General features: G+C 33.3%; 15 protein-coding genes. 12 read left to right on the top strand and 3 right to left on the bottom strand.

From position 1 onward, the window contains the following. The first annotated feature begins 56 nt into the window (after window positions 1-56). The 4 genes from STK_RS12950 to STK_RS12965 are packed head-to-tail and all read left to right on the top strand — an operon-like array spanning window position 57 to window position 4,281. Window positions 57-1,538 (top strand): hypothetical protein, encoded by a 1,482-nt coding sequence (locus tag STK_RS12950; RefSeq protein WP_010980433.1) that lies wholly within the window; start codon window positions 57-59, stop codon window positions 1,536-1,538. Between the two features lie 19 nt (window positions 1,539-1,557). Beyond that, the gene (locus STK_RS12955; protein WP_010980434.1) at window positions 1,558-2,376 is read left to right on the top strand and encodes a class I fructose-bisphosphate aldolase; all 819 of its coding nucleotides are present in this window, start codon (window positions 1,558-1,560) and stop codon (window positions 2,374-2,376) included. Between the two features lie 11 nt (window positions 2,377-2,387). Beyond that, window positions 2,388-3,515, top strand: coding sequence for a glycosyltransferase family 39 protein (locus STK_RS12960; protein WP_010980435.1), 1,128 nt, complete (start codon window positions 2,388-2,390; stop codon window positions 3,513-3,515). Continuing rightward, on the top strand, window positions 3,505-4,281 hold the full coding sequence (locus STK_RS12965; protein WP_010980436.1) for a nucleotidyltransferase family protein: 777 nt from the start codon (window positions 3,505-3,507) through the stop codon (window positions 4,279-4,281). Before STK_RS12960 ends, STK_RS12965 begins: the two co-directional genes overlap by 11 nt. Here STK_RS12965 and agl3 read toward each other — a convergent pair. Next, window positions 4,265-5,422 (bottom strand): UDP-sulfoquinovose synthase, encoded by a 1,158-nt coding sequence (agl3, locus tag STK_RS12970; RefSeq protein WP_052846779.1) that lies wholly within the window; start codon window positions 5,420-5,422, stop codon window positions 4,265-4,267. The genes STK_RS12965 and agl3 overlap by 17 nt on opposite strands. A gap of 37 nt (window positions 5,423-5,459) precedes the next feature. Between agl3 and STK_RS12975 the strand changes: the two genes are divergently transcribed. Continuing rightward, window positions 5,460-6,359 carry a BadF/BadG/BcrA/BcrD ATPase family protein gene (locus tag STK_RS12975; protein WP_010980438.1) on the top strand — a complete coding sequence of 300 codons (900 nt, stop codon included), beginning with the start codon at window positions 5,460-5,462 and terminating at the stop codon, window positions 6,357-6,359. Here the strand turns inward: STK_RS12975 and STK_RS12980 are convergent. Further along, on the bottom strand, window positions 6,345-7,781 hold the full coding sequence (locus tag STK_RS12980; protein ID WP_010980439.1) for a gamma-glutamyltransferase family protein: 1,437 nt from the start codon (window positions 7,779-7,781) through the stop codon (window positions 6,345-6,347). The two genes, STK_RS12975 and STK_RS12980, sit on opposite strands and share 15 nt — an antisense overlap. 42 nt (window positions 7,782-7,823) lie before the next feature. On the opposite strand from STK_RS12980, the gene STK_RS12985 reads away from it, so the two are divergent. Genes STK_RS12985 through STK_RS12995 form a run of 3 tightly spaced genes read left to right on the top strand, consistent with a single transcriptional unit; the run spans window position 7,824 to window position 10,725 of the window. Next, the gene (locus STK_RS12985; RefSeq protein ID WP_010980440.1) at window positions 7,824-8,183 is read left to right on the top strand and encodes a hypothetical protein; all 360 of its coding nucleotides are present in this window, start codon (window positions 7,824-7,826) and stop codon (window positions 8,181-8,183) included. After that, complete coding sequence (locus STK_RS12990; protein WP_052846780.1) at window positions 8,173-8,418, top strand: MazG nucleotide pyrophosphohydrolase domain-containing protein; 246 nt, start codon at window positions 8,173-8,175, stop codon at window positions 8,416-8,418. Before STK_RS12985 ends, STK_RS12990 begins: the two co-directional genes overlap by 11 nt. A gap of 3 nt (window positions 8,419-8,421) precedes the next feature. Beyond that, entirely contained in the window at window positions 8,422-10,725 is a 2,304-nt protein-coding gene (locus STK_RS12995) for a tRNA(Met) cytidine acetyltransferase TmcA (protein ID WP_010980442.1), read from the top strand. Window positions 10,726-10,736: 11 nt separating this feature from the next. On the opposite strand, the gene STK_RS13000 is transcribed toward STK_RS12995, so the two are convergent. Beyond that, complete coding sequence (locus tag STK_RS13000; protein ID WP_010980443.1) at window positions 10,737-11,498, bottom strand: hypothetical protein; 762 nt, start codon at window positions 11,496-11,498, stop codon at window positions 10,737-10,739. Between the two features lie 52 nt (window positions 11,499-11,550). Between STK_RS13000 and STK_RS13005 the strand changes: the two genes are divergently transcribed. The 4 genes from STK_RS13005 to STK_RS13020 all read left to right on the top strand — a co-directional run bounded on the left by STK_RS13005 (window position 11,551) and on the right by STK_RS13020 (window position 15,144). Continuing rightward, entirely contained in the window at window positions 11,551-11,877 is a 327-nt protein-coding gene (locus STK_RS13005) for a hypothetical protein (RefSeq protein WP_010980444.1), read from the top strand. A 197-nt stretch (window positions 11,878-12,074) separates the two neighbouring features. Next, window positions 12,075-13,496, top strand: coding sequence for an APC family permease (locus STK_RS13010; RefSeq protein ID WP_010980445.1), 1,422 nt, complete (start codon window positions 12,075-12,077; stop codon window positions 13,494-13,496). 25 nt (window positions 13,497-13,521) lie between these two features. Further along, window positions 13,522-14,694: an MFS transporter gene (locus STK_RS13015; protein WP_010980446.1), complete on the top strand. Its 1,173-nt coding sequence runs from the start codon at window positions 13,522-13,524 to the stop codon at window positions 14,692-14,694. Window positions 14,695-14,751: 57 nt separating this feature from the next. After that, window positions 14,752-15,144, top strand: a complete 393-nt coding sequence (locus STK_RS13020; RefSeq protein ID WP_010980447.1) for a universal stress protein — start codon at window positions 14,752-14,754, stop codon at window positions 15,142-15,144. The last annotated feature ends 19 nt before the right edge of the window (window positions 15,145-15,163 follow it).

The following is a 15,163-nucleotide window of genomic DNA, read 5'->3' on the forward strand; positions in this document are numbered from 1 at the left end:
TGTGGGTGTAAAGATTTGATAAAACATTTAAAGTACTACTTATTCTGTTTGCATGAATGACAGAAAAACAGCAAGAGGTTAGACTAGTTTATACTGGCGTAAGAAATTTATTCTTACGTATTATAACTTCACCCCTTTCATTTATCTTTACTTATTTAGTAGCAAAGTATCTCAGTTCTTTGCCTAATGGTGAAGTGGTTTTTGCCTCTTGGCAATCATTATACGTTTTAGTTTTGGGATATTTTACAATACCTGCTGATATTTTCTCCACATTAACCTCAAGGTATGCAAGTGAAAATAAACCGGTAGGAGGAATACTTTTCTTTAATTTCTTATTTGGTGCAATAAGTGCTACAATTTACATTTTTCTAGTTCCTTATTTAGTATCAGCTGTAAATTACCCAGATTATTTTGCTTTTTATATGGCTTCTCTCTTGATAGTCTCATTTTATGTTTATCGAATAGTTTATGCCATAGCCAGGGGTAAAACCCCTTTAGTAATAGGGACAATTACTATTGCCTTCCAGGTAGTTAGAGTTATAATAGTTTTAGTAGCTTTCTATGCATTTCACCTATCTATACTAGGAGTAATTTACGCATATCTTGCAGGATATATTACTCAAGCACTCTTAAGTAGTTTTAGAATAAAAGCTAACTTAAAATTTGACATAAAGACAGCTATCATAACTGTTAAAAAATCTATAGTTACAATAATTTATTATTTACAGCTCATTTTAGAGGCAACAATCGTATGGTTGACAATTGTTATACTTCATAACGATATTCCAATCGCATATTTTGAGTCAGCCTTAATAATTGCTAATGTAGTTTCGTGGTCTTATGCTCTTTATGACGGGTTAATTGCAAAGCTTGGAGAAACTAAGGACCCTAGCATTATAACTACTTCTTTGAGACTATACTTTTTAATATCAACTTTATGGCTTGTTGTAGTAGTAAGTGAAGGTCATGCATTACTTTTCCATATAAGGAGAGATTACCTCACAGCCATATACGCTTTGATTGTCTTGTCCCTTTCTAATTATATGAGAGGAATATATTCAATATTCTATTACTCTATAGTAATGAAAGATAAAGCATTAGGCTTAGAAGAGTCAGAAAACCCGTTTAAAGGTATTACTGCAAAATTAAACGTTACTAATATCACATTTAGTATTATTGGTGTAGTAGTATCTATGATATCTGTTTTTATTCTGAGAAGCTTCCCACCATACATTATAGCTATTGGAATGTCATTGGGAGTCCTCATAAACTCTGTTTGGTTACTTCTTACTTCCTACTCTATCTCTAAAAAGGAATACAACTTCAAAATCCCCAAACGAGATATTATCGTATCTATACTCTCTGGTGGTTTAATCTCATTTATTTTCCTACAGCTAAACTTTGTTTCCTATATTAATATGATAGAATATGGATTATTAGCTTCTATCCTATATATTAGTATAAACTATTTGTTTAGCTCTTATGCAAGAAATTTCATAAGATCTGCAATAAAGGAGCTAAGAAAAATTCTTATGTAGGAATGTAAGTTATACATTGATGGTTGGTTTAGAAATAAGAATGAGGAGGCTTTTTGAACACGGAAAGGCATTTGTAGTTGCTTTAGATCACGGACTTGTAATGGGTCCACTAAAAGGAATTGAAAAAGTTGTAGACGTCGTAAAGAAAATAGCGTCCAACGGACCAGACGCATTACAAATGACACCAGCTATGGTTAAACTTGTTAAAGAAAACTTTTTCTCGAGATCCTCACCTATGCTAATTGCAAGATTAGATACTGCAAATGTTTGGAGGCAGCAATACAAAAAGTATGAAAGCGGATATTATTCCGCAGTATACAGTATAAGAGATGCTATTGAAGCTGGCGCCGATGCAGTAGTGACATATTTAGTAGTAGGTTATGGTGAAGACCAAGTTGAAGGAGTTAATTTAGATACGTTAGCAATGCTCAGAAGAGAGGCAAATGATTACGGTATACCATTTATAATTGAACCGTTATATGTTTCACCAGATAATCCAGATTCGATAAAGGATCCAGAATTGGTTAAATATGTAACACGCTTAGCGTCAGAAATAGGTGCTGATATCTTAAAAGTTGATTATACTGGTGATAAGGAGAGTTTTAAGAAGGTTATTGATGTAGCATTTGCCCCTATTTTAATTAGGGGAGGTCCTAAGACTAAAAATGATGAAGAATTTCTTTCAATGCTTAATGATGCTATTGAAGCTGGTGCATCTGGTATTACTGTTGGAAGAAATCTTTGGCAAGCAAAAGAACCAGATAAAATGGCTAGAGCAATCTCAGCACTAGTTCATGAAAGGAAAAAAGTTGGAGAAGTTTTAAAAATGTTGGAATAAACGTTTTTTTAATGAATAAAATTACTCTTATATCAGTTATAATTCTTGTTGTAGCCTTAGCTATCTACACGTATTATACTGTAATTACATTTGGTCCGGTTCAAGGTTATATTGGAGATGAAGTATGGTATCCTACAGCAGCATATAATATATTAAAACTAATATTCCACGTAACGCCGCCAATGTATTTTCCATATTCAAACGAACAGAACATTCAAACTTATATTAATCCAGAACATCCTCCATTAGGAAAATACTTTATGGATATTTTCATCCTTCTTCTAGGTTATAAACCATTAGCTTGGAGAATACCGAGTTGGATAATGGGTGATCTAACTGTAATAGTTGCTTATCTCTTAACTAGAAAATTAGTGGGTAGTGATTTATGGGGTAATGTAGCAGGTCTTGTATCAGCAGCTCTAATAATGTTATCTCCCAACATTTGGGTAATTCATGGAATAGCAATATTAGATGTTTATGTTGGTTTCTTCTCGTTATTGGCAGTCTATCTACTCCTTTCAGATAATAGACTTTTATGGGCATCAATAGCCTTAGGCTTAGCGTTTGCTTCAAAAGAGAGCGCATTTCCTCTACTCTTACCATTTCTTTTCTATGTCGGAGAGTTAAGGAAAAATCCTATTCAAAGGGCTATATACGGCATAGGGATACCAGCTGCAACTTATGCAATACTTTCTGTTCCAATTATGATTTATTTCGGTGGTTTAGATGGATGGTTTCATAATTCCTTCCTATATATGTTAGGTTGGGATTCAACAAACGGTCATATTGCTCTCTCTGCTGTAACCCAAATATCCGCCCCATGGGACTGGTTCTTAGATGTTCATCCATTTTATCTAGGTTATAATTTCTACGCATCTACTAATCCCATTTTGATGTGGTTATGGGTAGGAACTACTCCATTAGCCTTTATTCTAAAGGATACAAAATTGATAACACTTACGATGTCTGCATGGATAATGTGGTTAGCATTTGTAGCAGTATATTTTCTTGGTAATCACACACTTTTCAGTTTTTACGTTACTGATTTTGCCCCATTAGTAAATACTTATATTGCTGCCTCAATATTTAAAGCATTAAAGAAGGCAGATTTAAAAAACGTGATGAAATATGGTAAATAAAGCTGTAATTACTGCTGCAGGTAAAGGAAGTAGGATGAAATATATAACTTCAGTCTTGCCCAAAGCATTACTACCCTTATTTAGAAATGAAGAAGGAAAGATTGTAATGAGACCAGTGATTGATTTAATAATGGATTCCCTTCAAGAAGTTGGAGTAAAGAAATTTTGTATTGTTGTGGGAAAACATGGAAAACTTTTAATGGATTATCTTTTCGAAAGGGGGGTAACTTTTGTTTTCCAACCAGAACCTAAAGGCTTTGGCGATGCTGTATTAAGGGCTGAAGACTTCTCAAATAATGATCCCTTTTTCGTCCATGCTGATGATGGTGTGTTAACTGGGGGTTATAGAGAAGCAAATTCGTTGTTTGAAGAAATAAAGCCTGATGCTATCCTTCTAGTTAGAGAAGTTAGTAATCCTAAAAGATACGGTATAGTTTCGGTAAAAGAAAAAGGAGAGTATATGGGCCATAAGTTATACATTGTTACACAAGCTGAAGAAAAACCTTTAGAACCTAAAAGTAATCTAGGAATATCTGCAGTATATGTCTTTTCTCCTAAAATATTTCAAAGTTTAAAAAGGATAACAGTTGAAGAAAATAATGAATTGGAATTAACATATGGTATTCAGAAAATAATTGAGGATGGCGGAGAAGTTTATGCCATTAAACTAGAAAAAGAAAAATGGTTGAATGTAGGTGATCCTCAAAGTTATTATGATGCATTAATGTATTCTTATAAAAATTTAACTACTACATTCTCCATTTAGTTTTTGGTAATATAGCGTCTTTGTATCTTTCTAATCTCTCTCTATATGGTAATAAATCTTTTATCATATTCTTTAGCTCATCTTTTAGATTCTTCTTTGGGTAAAACCCAAGTGACGGTAATACTTTTCTTTCTGGGTTATAATAATGTTCCTCAGCCTCTACTCTGGGATTCGGTAATGGTCCTATTTCTACTTTTAGACCGAGCTCTTCACCAGCATTTTTCACCATTTCAGCAATTTTTCTTACACTATAAATCTCAGCAAATTGGTTAGCTACTCTATATTCACCATGATTTGGTGGATGTTCTAAGAGAAGTGTTAAAGCTTCCATACTATCTTCTAGGGATATAAAACCTCTAGTTTGTCCACCCTTTCCGTATACCGTTAAAGGAATTCCTAAAATCGCTTGTACACAAAATCTATTCACTACTGTTCCCCAAGTTTCGTCAAAATCAAATCTTGTCCTTAAACTCTCATCAACAATCTCTTCAGTTCTAGTTCCATATACTGGACCTTGCATTATATCTGTTACTGTTAATCCCCAAATTTCATGGAAGTAAAGTAAGAAATCAGTATCATGTACTTTAGTCCAATGATATACAGAACCAGCTTTTCTAGGAACTATTATCTTATCTTTTTTACCGTTAACTATTGCTTCGACATAAATACTTTCTGGTATGTCAAAGTTAGGTGTACCATATTCACCCATTGTACCCATCTTTAGTATATGAATTGTAGGATCTATTTGCTTAACAGCATAAATTACGTTAAGAGTACTCACTTCGTTATTAACAACTGTATAAACTGCATGGTCCCTATCTTTCATAGAATAGGGAGCAGATCTCTGCTCAGCAAAGTGCACTATTGCGTCTGGCTTATGTTTTTTCATAATTTCAGTTAAAAAATTGTAATCAGTCACGTCTCCTTTATAAAAAGTTATGTCAACATCTAAATGTCTTTTTGCTTCTCTCACTCTATCTTCTGGTTTAGGTAATGGAAATGCGGAATCCGATCCTACCTCTTCTGAGAATCTCCTTGTAGAAAGATTGTCTATTCCAATTACTTCATGGCCTCTTTTAGCTAAGCGTAACGCTAAAGGCCATCCAAGATAACCATCGATACCTAATATTAAAATTCTCATCATAATGTTTAATAATTATTAAGTAAAAAGTTTTTTCATGATGATTATAGTTGGTGTTGATGCAGGAGGTACTAAAACTAAAGCGGTCGCATACGATTGTGAAGGTAACTTTATAGGAGAAGGTTCTTCTGGGCCTGGAAATTATCACAATGTAGGACTTACAAGAGCTATTGAGAATATAAAAGAAGCAGTAAAAATAGCTGCAAAAGGTGAAGCTGATGTAGTAGGTATGGGTGTGGCTGGTCTTGATTCTAAATTCGATTGGGAAAATTTTACACCCCTAGCTTCATTAATAGCCCCTAAAGTAATTATTCAGCATGACGGTGTTATTGCACTGTTCGCAGAGACCTTAGGAGAGCCCGGAGTAGTAGTAATTGCTGGTACTGGGAGCGTAGTGGAAGGGTATAATGGGAAGGAATTTCTAAGAGTTGGTGGTAGGGGTTGGTTATTGTCAGATGACGGTTCTGCTTACTGGGTTGGAAGAAAGGCATTAAGAAAAGTTTTAAAAATGATGGACGGTCTCGAAAATAAGACCATATTATATAATAAGGTACTTAAAACGATAAATGTAAAAGATCTAGATGAGCTTGTTATGTGGTCTTATACTAGTAGTTGTCAAATAGATTTGGTAGCTTCTATCGCTAAAGCTGTAGATGAGGCAGCTAATGAAGGTGATACAGTTGCGATGGACATATTAAAACAAGGCGCAGAATTATTAGCCAGCCAAGCGGTATATCTTGCTAGAAAGATTGGTACTAATAAAGTTTATTTGAAAGGAGGGATGTTCAGATCTAATATTTATCATAAGTTTTTTACATTATACCTAGAAAAAGAAGGAATAATAAGTGATTTAGGAAAGAGATCACCAGAAATAGGTGCCGTAATTTTAGCTTATAAGGAAGTAGGATGTGATATTAAAAAGTTAATTAGCGACTAAAGCAATCCCTTCACTTCTAGGATCAGCTACAGCAATATTGTATTTTTTGTTACTTTTGAGTGCTTGAACAACTCCAACTTCTGGGGAATAGTAATCAAGCTGTTCATGTTTTGTTTTTAATCTCTTCTCAGCTACTATTCTGCTTCCTAGAAACATAAACCTTGGAGCATCTATCGCTTCATCAATTTCTAACCCATAATCAGCATAATATTCAAAAACTTGAGAATGAATCTGCGGTCTCAAATCGCCTCCAGCACATCCTATTATCAAATTCTCATCCTCCTTTTCAGCCATCAGAATAGAAAGAGTATGCAAAGGTCTTTTCCTAGGTTCTGGTTTATTTCTTCCTTCAGTAAATCCAAACCCTCTATTATTAAATGGAATGTCCTTAACAACTATACCAGAACCAAATGCAAAGAATAAACTTTGTATAAATCCTATTTCATTCTCCCCATCAGAAACCACAAAGAAAGTTGTATCCTGTGTATTCATTTTTTCTATCATTACTCTGAATTCTTTCATTCTATTCCTAAGATATCTTTCATCTAGTAAATCAACATCTAATGGGTAAAATCTCGGATCTGCTATATAGTTATTTCTGTCACTATATACTATACCATATATTTTAACATGTTCATTTATTCTCTTCTCATCATCATAAGGGAACTTATTAACATTACTTAATTCTGCTAATTTAAGTGCCTGGAGTGTCGAGATCCCTTGAGTATTTGGAGGTAGTTCGTATAATGTGTAATCTTTATAGGTAGTTTTTAAGGGTTTCACTTCTTCTCCCTTAAAGTTAGCAAAATCTGAAAAATCCACGTTAACGCCTTGTTTCCTTAACCCAGAAACAATTTCTTCAGTAATTTTTCCTTCGTAAAACTCTCTGGGATCTTTAGCAATAATCTTTAAAACTTGCCCCATTTCATTTAATTTAACTTTATCGCCAGCGTTAAGGTTACCATAAGTTTTAATCCAACTTTCTGGCATATTAGACGAGTTCTTTATAGCTTTGTAAAGGGATTTACTTACATAAAATCCATTAGTAGCTAGGCTTATTGCTGGTTTTAATAGCTCATAGGTACTCATACTGGTATATCTTTCAATTAAAAAATTCCATAGATCCACTAATCCCGGTACGACTACTGTAGAGGGATGTCTAGGTGAAGGTATTTTTTCTACATTTAAACCTTTAGGTGCCCATCCAGATCCGTTATAGGCTATTATTCCTTCTGGAGTCTTTGCTAATAAAAACCCATCACCACCTAATCCGCTTGTATATGGTAAAACTACTGATAAAGTTGCGCTTATAGCTATTGCAGCGTCAAAAGCATTCCCACCATTCTCTAAAACTTTTGCACCTACATAGCTTGCTATATAATTTTGCGTAGCGACGACTTTCTTTCCATAAGCTACTTTCATCAGTATAACTTTTTTAATGAAATAAATAAATCATCATGTATAATGAAAATACCAGATTATGTAAAATCACAACTGAAGGAAGGAACTTGCATGGTGTGTTGTGATGAGTATGTGATATGCATGACAGAGGATTTGCCAAAGAGGACAGATGTTAATATAGATTTTGAAATCGATAGAGAGGAAGGAGAAGTCGTGTTAAGGAATATAATTTATGACGATCCGTCAAACCCACTGTATTTAGAGTATTTCGTAAGTAAAAAATTCGTACAAAGTATTTCTGAAAAAGGCGAGATAGAAGTATATTTTGTTGATGCCAATTTTAATCAAAAGATGAAAATGAATATAAAAATTGATAAAGATGACATTAGATTATTAAAGAGGGAGTTAGGAATTGGAGGTTAAATACGTGCAAGAAAAATTAAAAGAAATGTATTTTAAGAAAGATTCAGAAAGAGGAGTATATGCAACATTTACATGGCTAGTTGAAGAAATTGGAGAATTAGCTGAAGCCTTGCTCTCTAACAACAAGGATTCGATCGAAGAGGAGTTGGCTGATGTAATAGCCTGGGCTTTTTCAATAGCAAATCTTGCTAATATTGATGTAGAAGAAGCTTTAAGGAAGAAATACAAACTATGACTAATGGACAAACAAGAATTCTTTAAACTTCTTGAAAATAGTATCGTTGATGGTATTAAAAGATACTATAGAAATTTAGTGTTTATTCAAGATAAGAATTATCTAAATCATGTAAAAGAAATTTTACAGCTTTACCTAAAAATTAACTCAAAACCCTCTATTGCCTATGCATTCCATCCATGGGTTAAAGGGGCAAAAGATAGACTTAATGAAATTCGTAATTTAGTAGACGTTCTAGATATAGATTATTCATCATCAGATAGATATTTAGGATCAACTTTCGATGTTGTAATTCTAGATCTGATCGATAACTTCGAACCAAATTATATAGGAAGGTTAATTGATTTAGTGAGAGGTGGAGGAATAGGTATATTATACACTGATAATTTAATAGAACATAAATTGTTTAGAAATTCTATAATTAAGAACGGAAATATACGAGATGTATATGAGAAGAGGTTTTTAAGAAAACTTAATGAACATCAAGGAATTTTTATGATTATTAATTCTGATTATATAGCAAAACCATTTAATGGAGAGGTTAAAGAAAAACCCTCACCTCAAATTCCTAAGAAATTCTCTATGCCTTTAGAATTACATAAACTTTGTATGAGTAAAGATCAGAACAAAGTCCTAGAAAGTTTTAATACCATTAGGGGTGGGGGAAAGAAAGTTTTCGTAATAACATCGGCTAGGGGTAGAGGAAAGAGTGCAGTAACAGGTTTAGGGCTAGCTGGATTAATTTCAAAAATAGAAAAAAAGAAGAAATTTAAAGTAGTTGTAACTGCCCCATCATCAACTAGTATTTCCCAACTAATGCTTTTTCTTAAAAAAGGATTAGATGCATTATCAATTCCCTATAAGAGTAAAGACTCAATATACGGTTACCCACTATCCATAGAAGGTTCAAATTTCAAAGTTTATTATGAAATTCCAGAGGCAACGCTAGAAGATGAAGGAGATCTTTTAGTTGTTGATGAAGCTGCAGCTATAGGTATTGGATACATAGATTCAGCAATCAAAACGTGGAAGAAAGTAGTACTAGTTACTACAGTACATGGTTATGAAGGTTCTGGTAAGGCGTTTCTAAGATACTTAAAGAGAATTCTTACTACGAGAAAAGTTTCTGTAATGTGGCAAGAGCTCATCAAACCACTTAGATATGCGGAAGGAGATCCAGTAGAAAAATGGTTATATGATACACTTCTTCTTGATGCAGAACCCGATGAACCTCCACAAAATGTAAGCCACGTGATATACGAATCAGCAAATGTTGAAGAAATCTTTAACGATGATCATAAATTAAGACAAATATATGGTATACTTGTCACTGCACATTATAGGAATAATCCTAACGATTTAATGATAATGGCTGACGGAGTTCACCATAAAATTAAGACTTTGAGCACATTAGACGGTAAATATATTGGTGTAGTACAAATAGCTCAAGAAGGTGACTTGCCAGATAGTCTTATCGATTTAGCATTAAAAGGTGGTACTTTTGATGGAGATCTAATACCGGATAGATTAATAAAACACGTAAGGCTTAGAGACTTCGGCAAAATGAAGGGATGGAGAATAGTCCGAATAGCTGTAGTTCAAGAACTCCAGGATAAGGGTCTAGGTAGTACAATGTTGAATATGGTAGAGGAGAGTGCTAAGGAAGAGGGTGTGGATTGGGTTGGTTCAGCATTTATGGGGGATGCAAGAGTATTGAACTTTTGGATAAAAAATGGTTATGTCCCAGTTCATGTATCTCCTAAGAAAAATGAGAAACTTGGTGATTATCCAGTTGTGGTGATAAAACCAATTAGCGAGATTGCTGTAAAAGCAACGTTTATTGCTTCTATGATATTAAAAGACAAGATACTTAATACATTACATGATATATACTTTAGCATGGATCCAGAAATTGTTAGAATAATATTAAATGGCATAAAAGTGCATAAAGAGATTAATGTAAATAGGATTTATGTAGATAAGGTTCTTGCTTTTGTTCAAGGTGTTAGCCCCTATGAATCTTCAGCGGATGGAATACACATGATTACCTTAAAGTACTTCTGGGATGCAAAAAGAGATTGGTCATTAACGCCAGAACAAGAAATTATATTGATAGCGAAAGTTTTACAAGGGAGACCGTGGAGATTTACTTCTTCTAGTTTAAACTCTAATAGAACTACAATAAATGAATTATTATATGAGGCTGTAGCAGAACTTCTTTATAGGTACTATAATTTAACGCCAGATTCAAAAGGAGGATTAGAGATAAAAAATTTAGATGATGAGTTTCACACAAATGAGCTGTGATTTCATGCACCTCAGCTGAAAAATATTAGTGATACTACTACAGCGAGAGAAAATAACTGATGTAAACCTATTACAGCCCCAGGTTTAGTGGGATTTTTGTTTATTTGATAATAAGTCCATAATCCTACTGCACTTTCTATAAGTGCAAATACTAATGGTATCCAGTATCTTAGAATAATTAATGCTATGAAAAATATAGCAGCTACTATACCATGGATAACCCATGCCCATTGAAGTCTATTCTTAGGTTTTCTAACATCACCAATACTTAATTTCATTCTTCTAGTTCCAGTAACAACACCGCCCATAAATATTACAAAATAAAGAAAATGAGGAGGAGTTATTGCATTTATAAGAAATCCAATATATTTTGATGGAGATATGTAATCAGTTGCTAAAATAAGATAAGTAATGAATGTTGTATAAGCCGCTATATCATGAAAACCTTGAAATATTGAAGGTAATTTACCAGCAAGTACGTACAAGGTAGCCATCCCTAAAAGGGCAGTAGCAACAATACTAATAAAACCAACAATAGTTATTGTGTTGAAATCTATAATGAGGAGTATTAGGGAAAATATTCCTACTAATGTAGCTACAATTCTATGTATAGCTTCTGGGTCTCCTTTTCCAGCTAGTTCTACCATATTATTAGTATAAGGCCAATTAGTTCCTAAAGATAATCCATAGCCATATCCCTCTACAATGCCTCCAAGTACTATTGCTGATCCAGCTAAAATAGTCGTTATGTATCCTAAAATTTCATTTATCATAAATTAACATTAAAGATAACTCTAATAAAGCTTAATTAGTTATTTTTAGTTGATGAAAGAGGAAGTTATTTCGATACTTTGGAAAGTAATAGATAATGATATACCATTAGTAAATGATGATATGCATACTTTTCTAATAAAAGATGGTGAAATTACTGAGGAAGATCTAAAAATATGGAACGATGCAGTTAAGAAAATAAAAGAGGCATATAAAAAATTAATTTTTAATGAGAATGAAGCCAAATCACTTTTAAATTCTTCTTTAGAACTTTTAAATTCAATAAAACCTAAAAAGCCCTTTCCACCAGAGGTAAGAATTAGGTTCGAAGAACTGAAAACTTCAGTTGCAAAATGTATAGAGCTTATAAGTAAGGCTTAATTAATATGAGAATATAAATATTTTTATTTATTATTGATCAGTTTCTCCTCACATATTTTTGAATAATTTCTTTTTTCCCTATAAGCCTATTTAATATTTTTTAACGAGTTCTCCCTATAAGCTTTGCTGAAAGTTCCTTGAATAACTAAGGATAATTTTAAAAATATTTAGGACAGAAAAGCTTATAGGGAGATTAGATGGGACTTGCTAAAGGATCTTTGAGTATAAGAGAAGCTTATGGTCAAGCTATGGCAGTTACTGCACCATTAGGTAGTGTAGTTTCTACTACAACAGCCGCAATTACTTATGCTGGTAAGGCAGTAGTTTTTGCTACAGTTTTAGCTCTAATTGGTAGTGCATTATGGATTTACACACTTACAAGGTATTCATCAAAAATAGCCTCGGCTGGAGGATATTACACATATGGTGCAGCAGCATGGAGAAAGAAAACTCTTGCCTATTATGAGGCTGTTATTGAAGTTATAGCTTATTCAGCTCTAAATGCAGTAAACGCTTTAGCGATATATTTACTCGTTCAAACTTATTCACAAATAGTTAATGTTACTATCCCCGCTTACATATTATACTTATTTATTGCTTTAGGTTTACTTTATCCAACAATAATCTCATTTACGACTCATATAAGAAGTTTGTTAGGTAAAATAGTTAGTGTAAGTGCTACGTTAGAAGTTATTATGCTTTACGCAATGTTTATTTATGCCGTAGCAACTAAGGGCTTTAATTTATCTTATTTTAGTCCTTCTGGTGCATCATTAAGCGCTATAGGTACTGCTATGATATTATCTATTGTAAGTATATCTGGTGCTGGTGCATCAACATATTTAGGTGAAGAATCTAAAGTACCTAGAAAAACAATAACATTTGGTATGTGGTTGTCTTTAGTAATTGGTGGTTCTGCAATACTAGCTGGTACTTATGGTTTAGTCGCTCTATGGAACGGTTCTTTAACAAGTTTAGAAAATTCTAATCAACCACTTATTCAAGAGTTATTTGCATTTGGGCTTCCTATAGTGATGATCGGATTGCTAATGTCAATAAATAGTTTATTAGCGTCTAATATAGGTACAACTGTAGGCAGTGCTAGGGTTCTATTTAATTTAGCTAGAGAAAAAGCTATGCCTAAATTATTCGAAAAAACTAATAGGACACAAGAACCTATTATGGCAACTATGTTCGTAGGAATTCTATCAGCTTTATTTACAATATTTTCGATAATTATAACAGGATCAGTTCAAAATGCCTTTAACGAGATTAGTGTTGTAACAAGTGTCTTTTGGCTAGCTGGAAGGATAATAGACGGTTTTGGTGTTCCAGTATTCTATTGGAGGATTAATTCTTTATCACTGCCAGTTTTAATAATTCCAATATCAGCTACATTAATAAATACTACTGGTGTAATTTTATCATTCCAAACACCCGATGTATTTCAGAGTCTATCAATTTTAGTAATACTTCTATCAGCAACAGTATGGTACATTGCAAAAGCTAGAAAAGGATTAGCTGGAACTTATGTAGTTGACGATAACAACGAATTGATTAGTATTGATGAATACATTGAGAAGTTGAAGAAAGAAAAAGTTTTAACGAGTCAAACTTAAATTGTTCATATCCTAACTTTTTCATGTGAAAACAAAAGTCCTTTTTACTACTTCAATATCTCATTTTATAAATGATGGAAATACCTGGGTTTTGCCAACTGTCTATGGTTTTATGGTAAAATACTTAGGTTTTTCAAATCTACTTGTGGGTTTATTAGGAACAATTTTCTTTGCATTAAGCGCTTTAGCATCACCATTTGTTAGCTATATAGCTGATAAAACTGGAAAACCATTACAAGCAATGAGTTTAGGAATTATATTATGGGGACTTGGATTAATAATACTAGGCTTAGGAATTAAGGGCGATAATTTACCTATAATAATACTATCAGTAGTAATTTCTGGTGTTGCCTCAGCTTTTTATCATCCACTAGGTGCTTCAGCATTGGCCTTAACCTATCAAGGAAGTGGGGGCATAGCATTAGGTATAAATGGAGCTATGGGAAGTGCTGGCAGATCATTATATCCGTATATTACACTATTTCTCTTCGACGCATTGAAGGAGAACATGTCACTTGACATGATCATTATAGGTATCATTTCTATGATATTTTCTTTTCCAAGTCTAATAATAAAATTAACATTTACTGATGATAAAAAAGATAGTAACAAGACCTCTGCTAGGACCCCAATATATGTCGTAAGTATACTGACAATTATATCTCTCTTTAGAAGTATATTTACTCAAGGAGTGTCACAATTTTTAACTATTATACTTTTACAACTTTTAGGTTTTTCTTATAATTCATATTTAGGTCTAGTAATTACTGGAATATTAGCTGCAGCAATTATAGGCCAGCCGTTACTTGGGTACCTCTCAGATATAGCTGGAAGAAGACTATTGCAAGGTGTTTCAACAGGCGGTGCAGTTATATCATTTTTACTGTTCATCTATACCCACAATCTCCTGTGGCTACCTTTATTTGGTTTCTTCACATATAGTAACTTTCCATTAACTTTATCATTAACAAGCGACTTAGTACCTAGAAATTCAACTGGATTAGCAAATGCACTAGTTTGGGGAATAGGTGTTACAGGTGGAGGAGCTATTGGCCCTCTAATAGTAGGTTTTCTTAGTAATGTTTACGGCTTAGTAGAAGCACTTCTAATAGTCTCCATCTTTGGTTTACTGTCGGCATTAATGACACCTTTAATTCCTAGACCACCAAAAAGAAGTAAAGTCCCATTGTTCGGTTAAACAGTTTTTAGTTTTTTCAATTTTAAGGATATATACTTGTTCGCCATATTCTATATTGTGAAAATCCTAGTAGCTTATGATGGATCAGATAATTCAAAAAAGGCATTATTTTTTATACTCAATCTGTTAAGGAAGGAGGATGAAATATATCTAGTTACTGTGGTTAAGGAAGCTCCTAAATCACCGGAACAAAAGATTATTCAAGAACGAGAGGAAGCTGAAGAAAAACAGAAACAAGTTTTGAAGGATTTAGAAGGGTATAAAGTGACTACAGAAATATTAGAAAGCCCAGATGTTTCTTCAGCAATAATAGAATACTGCAAAAAAATTAACTGTAATATGATAGTTACCGGTAGCAGGGGTTTAACTGGTTTAAAGAAGGTAATTTTAGGTAGTGTTTCATCTGCACTTGTAAGTAAGGCTGATGTACCGGTATTAGTTGTCAAGTAAGTATATAAACTATATAGTT

It is taken from the genome of Sulfurisphaera tokodaii str. 7 (assembly GCF_000011205.1).
GTDB lineage: Archaea > Thermoproteota > Thermoprotei_A > Sulfolobales > Sulfolobaceae > Sulfurisphaera > Sulfurisphaera tokodaii.

Coding starts and splice junctions, on each gene's coding strand:
- STK_RS12960 (WP_010980435.1), top strand. CDS start 2,388: ATGAATAAAATTACTCTTATATCAGTTATAATTCTTGTTGTAGCCTTA.
- STK_RS13005 (WP_010980444.1), top strand. CDS start 11,551: ATGAAAGAGGAAGTTATTTCGATACTTTGGAAAGTAATAGATAATGAT.
- STK_RS12980 (WP_010980439.1), bottom strand. CDS start 7,781: ATGAAAGTAGCTTATGGAAAGAAAGTCGTCGCTACGCAAAATTATATA.
- STK_RS12995 (WP_010980442.1), top strand. CDS start 8,422: ATGGACAAACAAGAATTCTTTAAACTTCTTGAAAATAGTATCGTTGAT.
- agl3 (WP_052846779.1), bottom strand. CDS start 5,422: ATGAGAATTTTAATATTAGGTATCGATGGTTATCTTGGATGGCCTTTA.
- STK_RS13000 (WP_010980443.1), bottom strand. CDS start 11,498: ATGATAAATGAAATTTTAGGATACATAACGACTATTTTAGCTGGATCA.
- STK_RS12950 (WP_010980433.1), top strand. CDS start 57: ATGACAGAAAAACAGCAAGAGGTTAGACTAGTTTATACTGGCGTAAGA.
- STK_RS12985 (WP_010980440.1), top strand. CDS start 7,824: ATGAAAATACCAGATTATGTAAAATCACAACTGAAGGAAGGAACTTGC.
- STK_RS12975 (WP_010980438.1), top strand. CDS start 5,460: ATGATGATTATAGTTGGTGTTGATGCAGGAGGTACTAAAACTAAAGCG.
- STK_RS12965 (WP_010980436.1), top strand. CDS start 3,505: ATGGTAAATAAAGCTGTAATTACTGCTGCAGGTAAAGGAAGTAGGATG.
- STK_RS12955 (WP_010980434.1), top strand. CDS start 1,558: ATGGTTGGTTTAGAAATAAGAATGAGGAGGCTTTTTGAACACGGAAAG.
- STK_RS13010 (WP_010980445.1), top strand. CDS start 12,075: ATGGGACTTGCTAAAGGATCTTTGAGTATAAGAGAAGCTTATGGTCAA.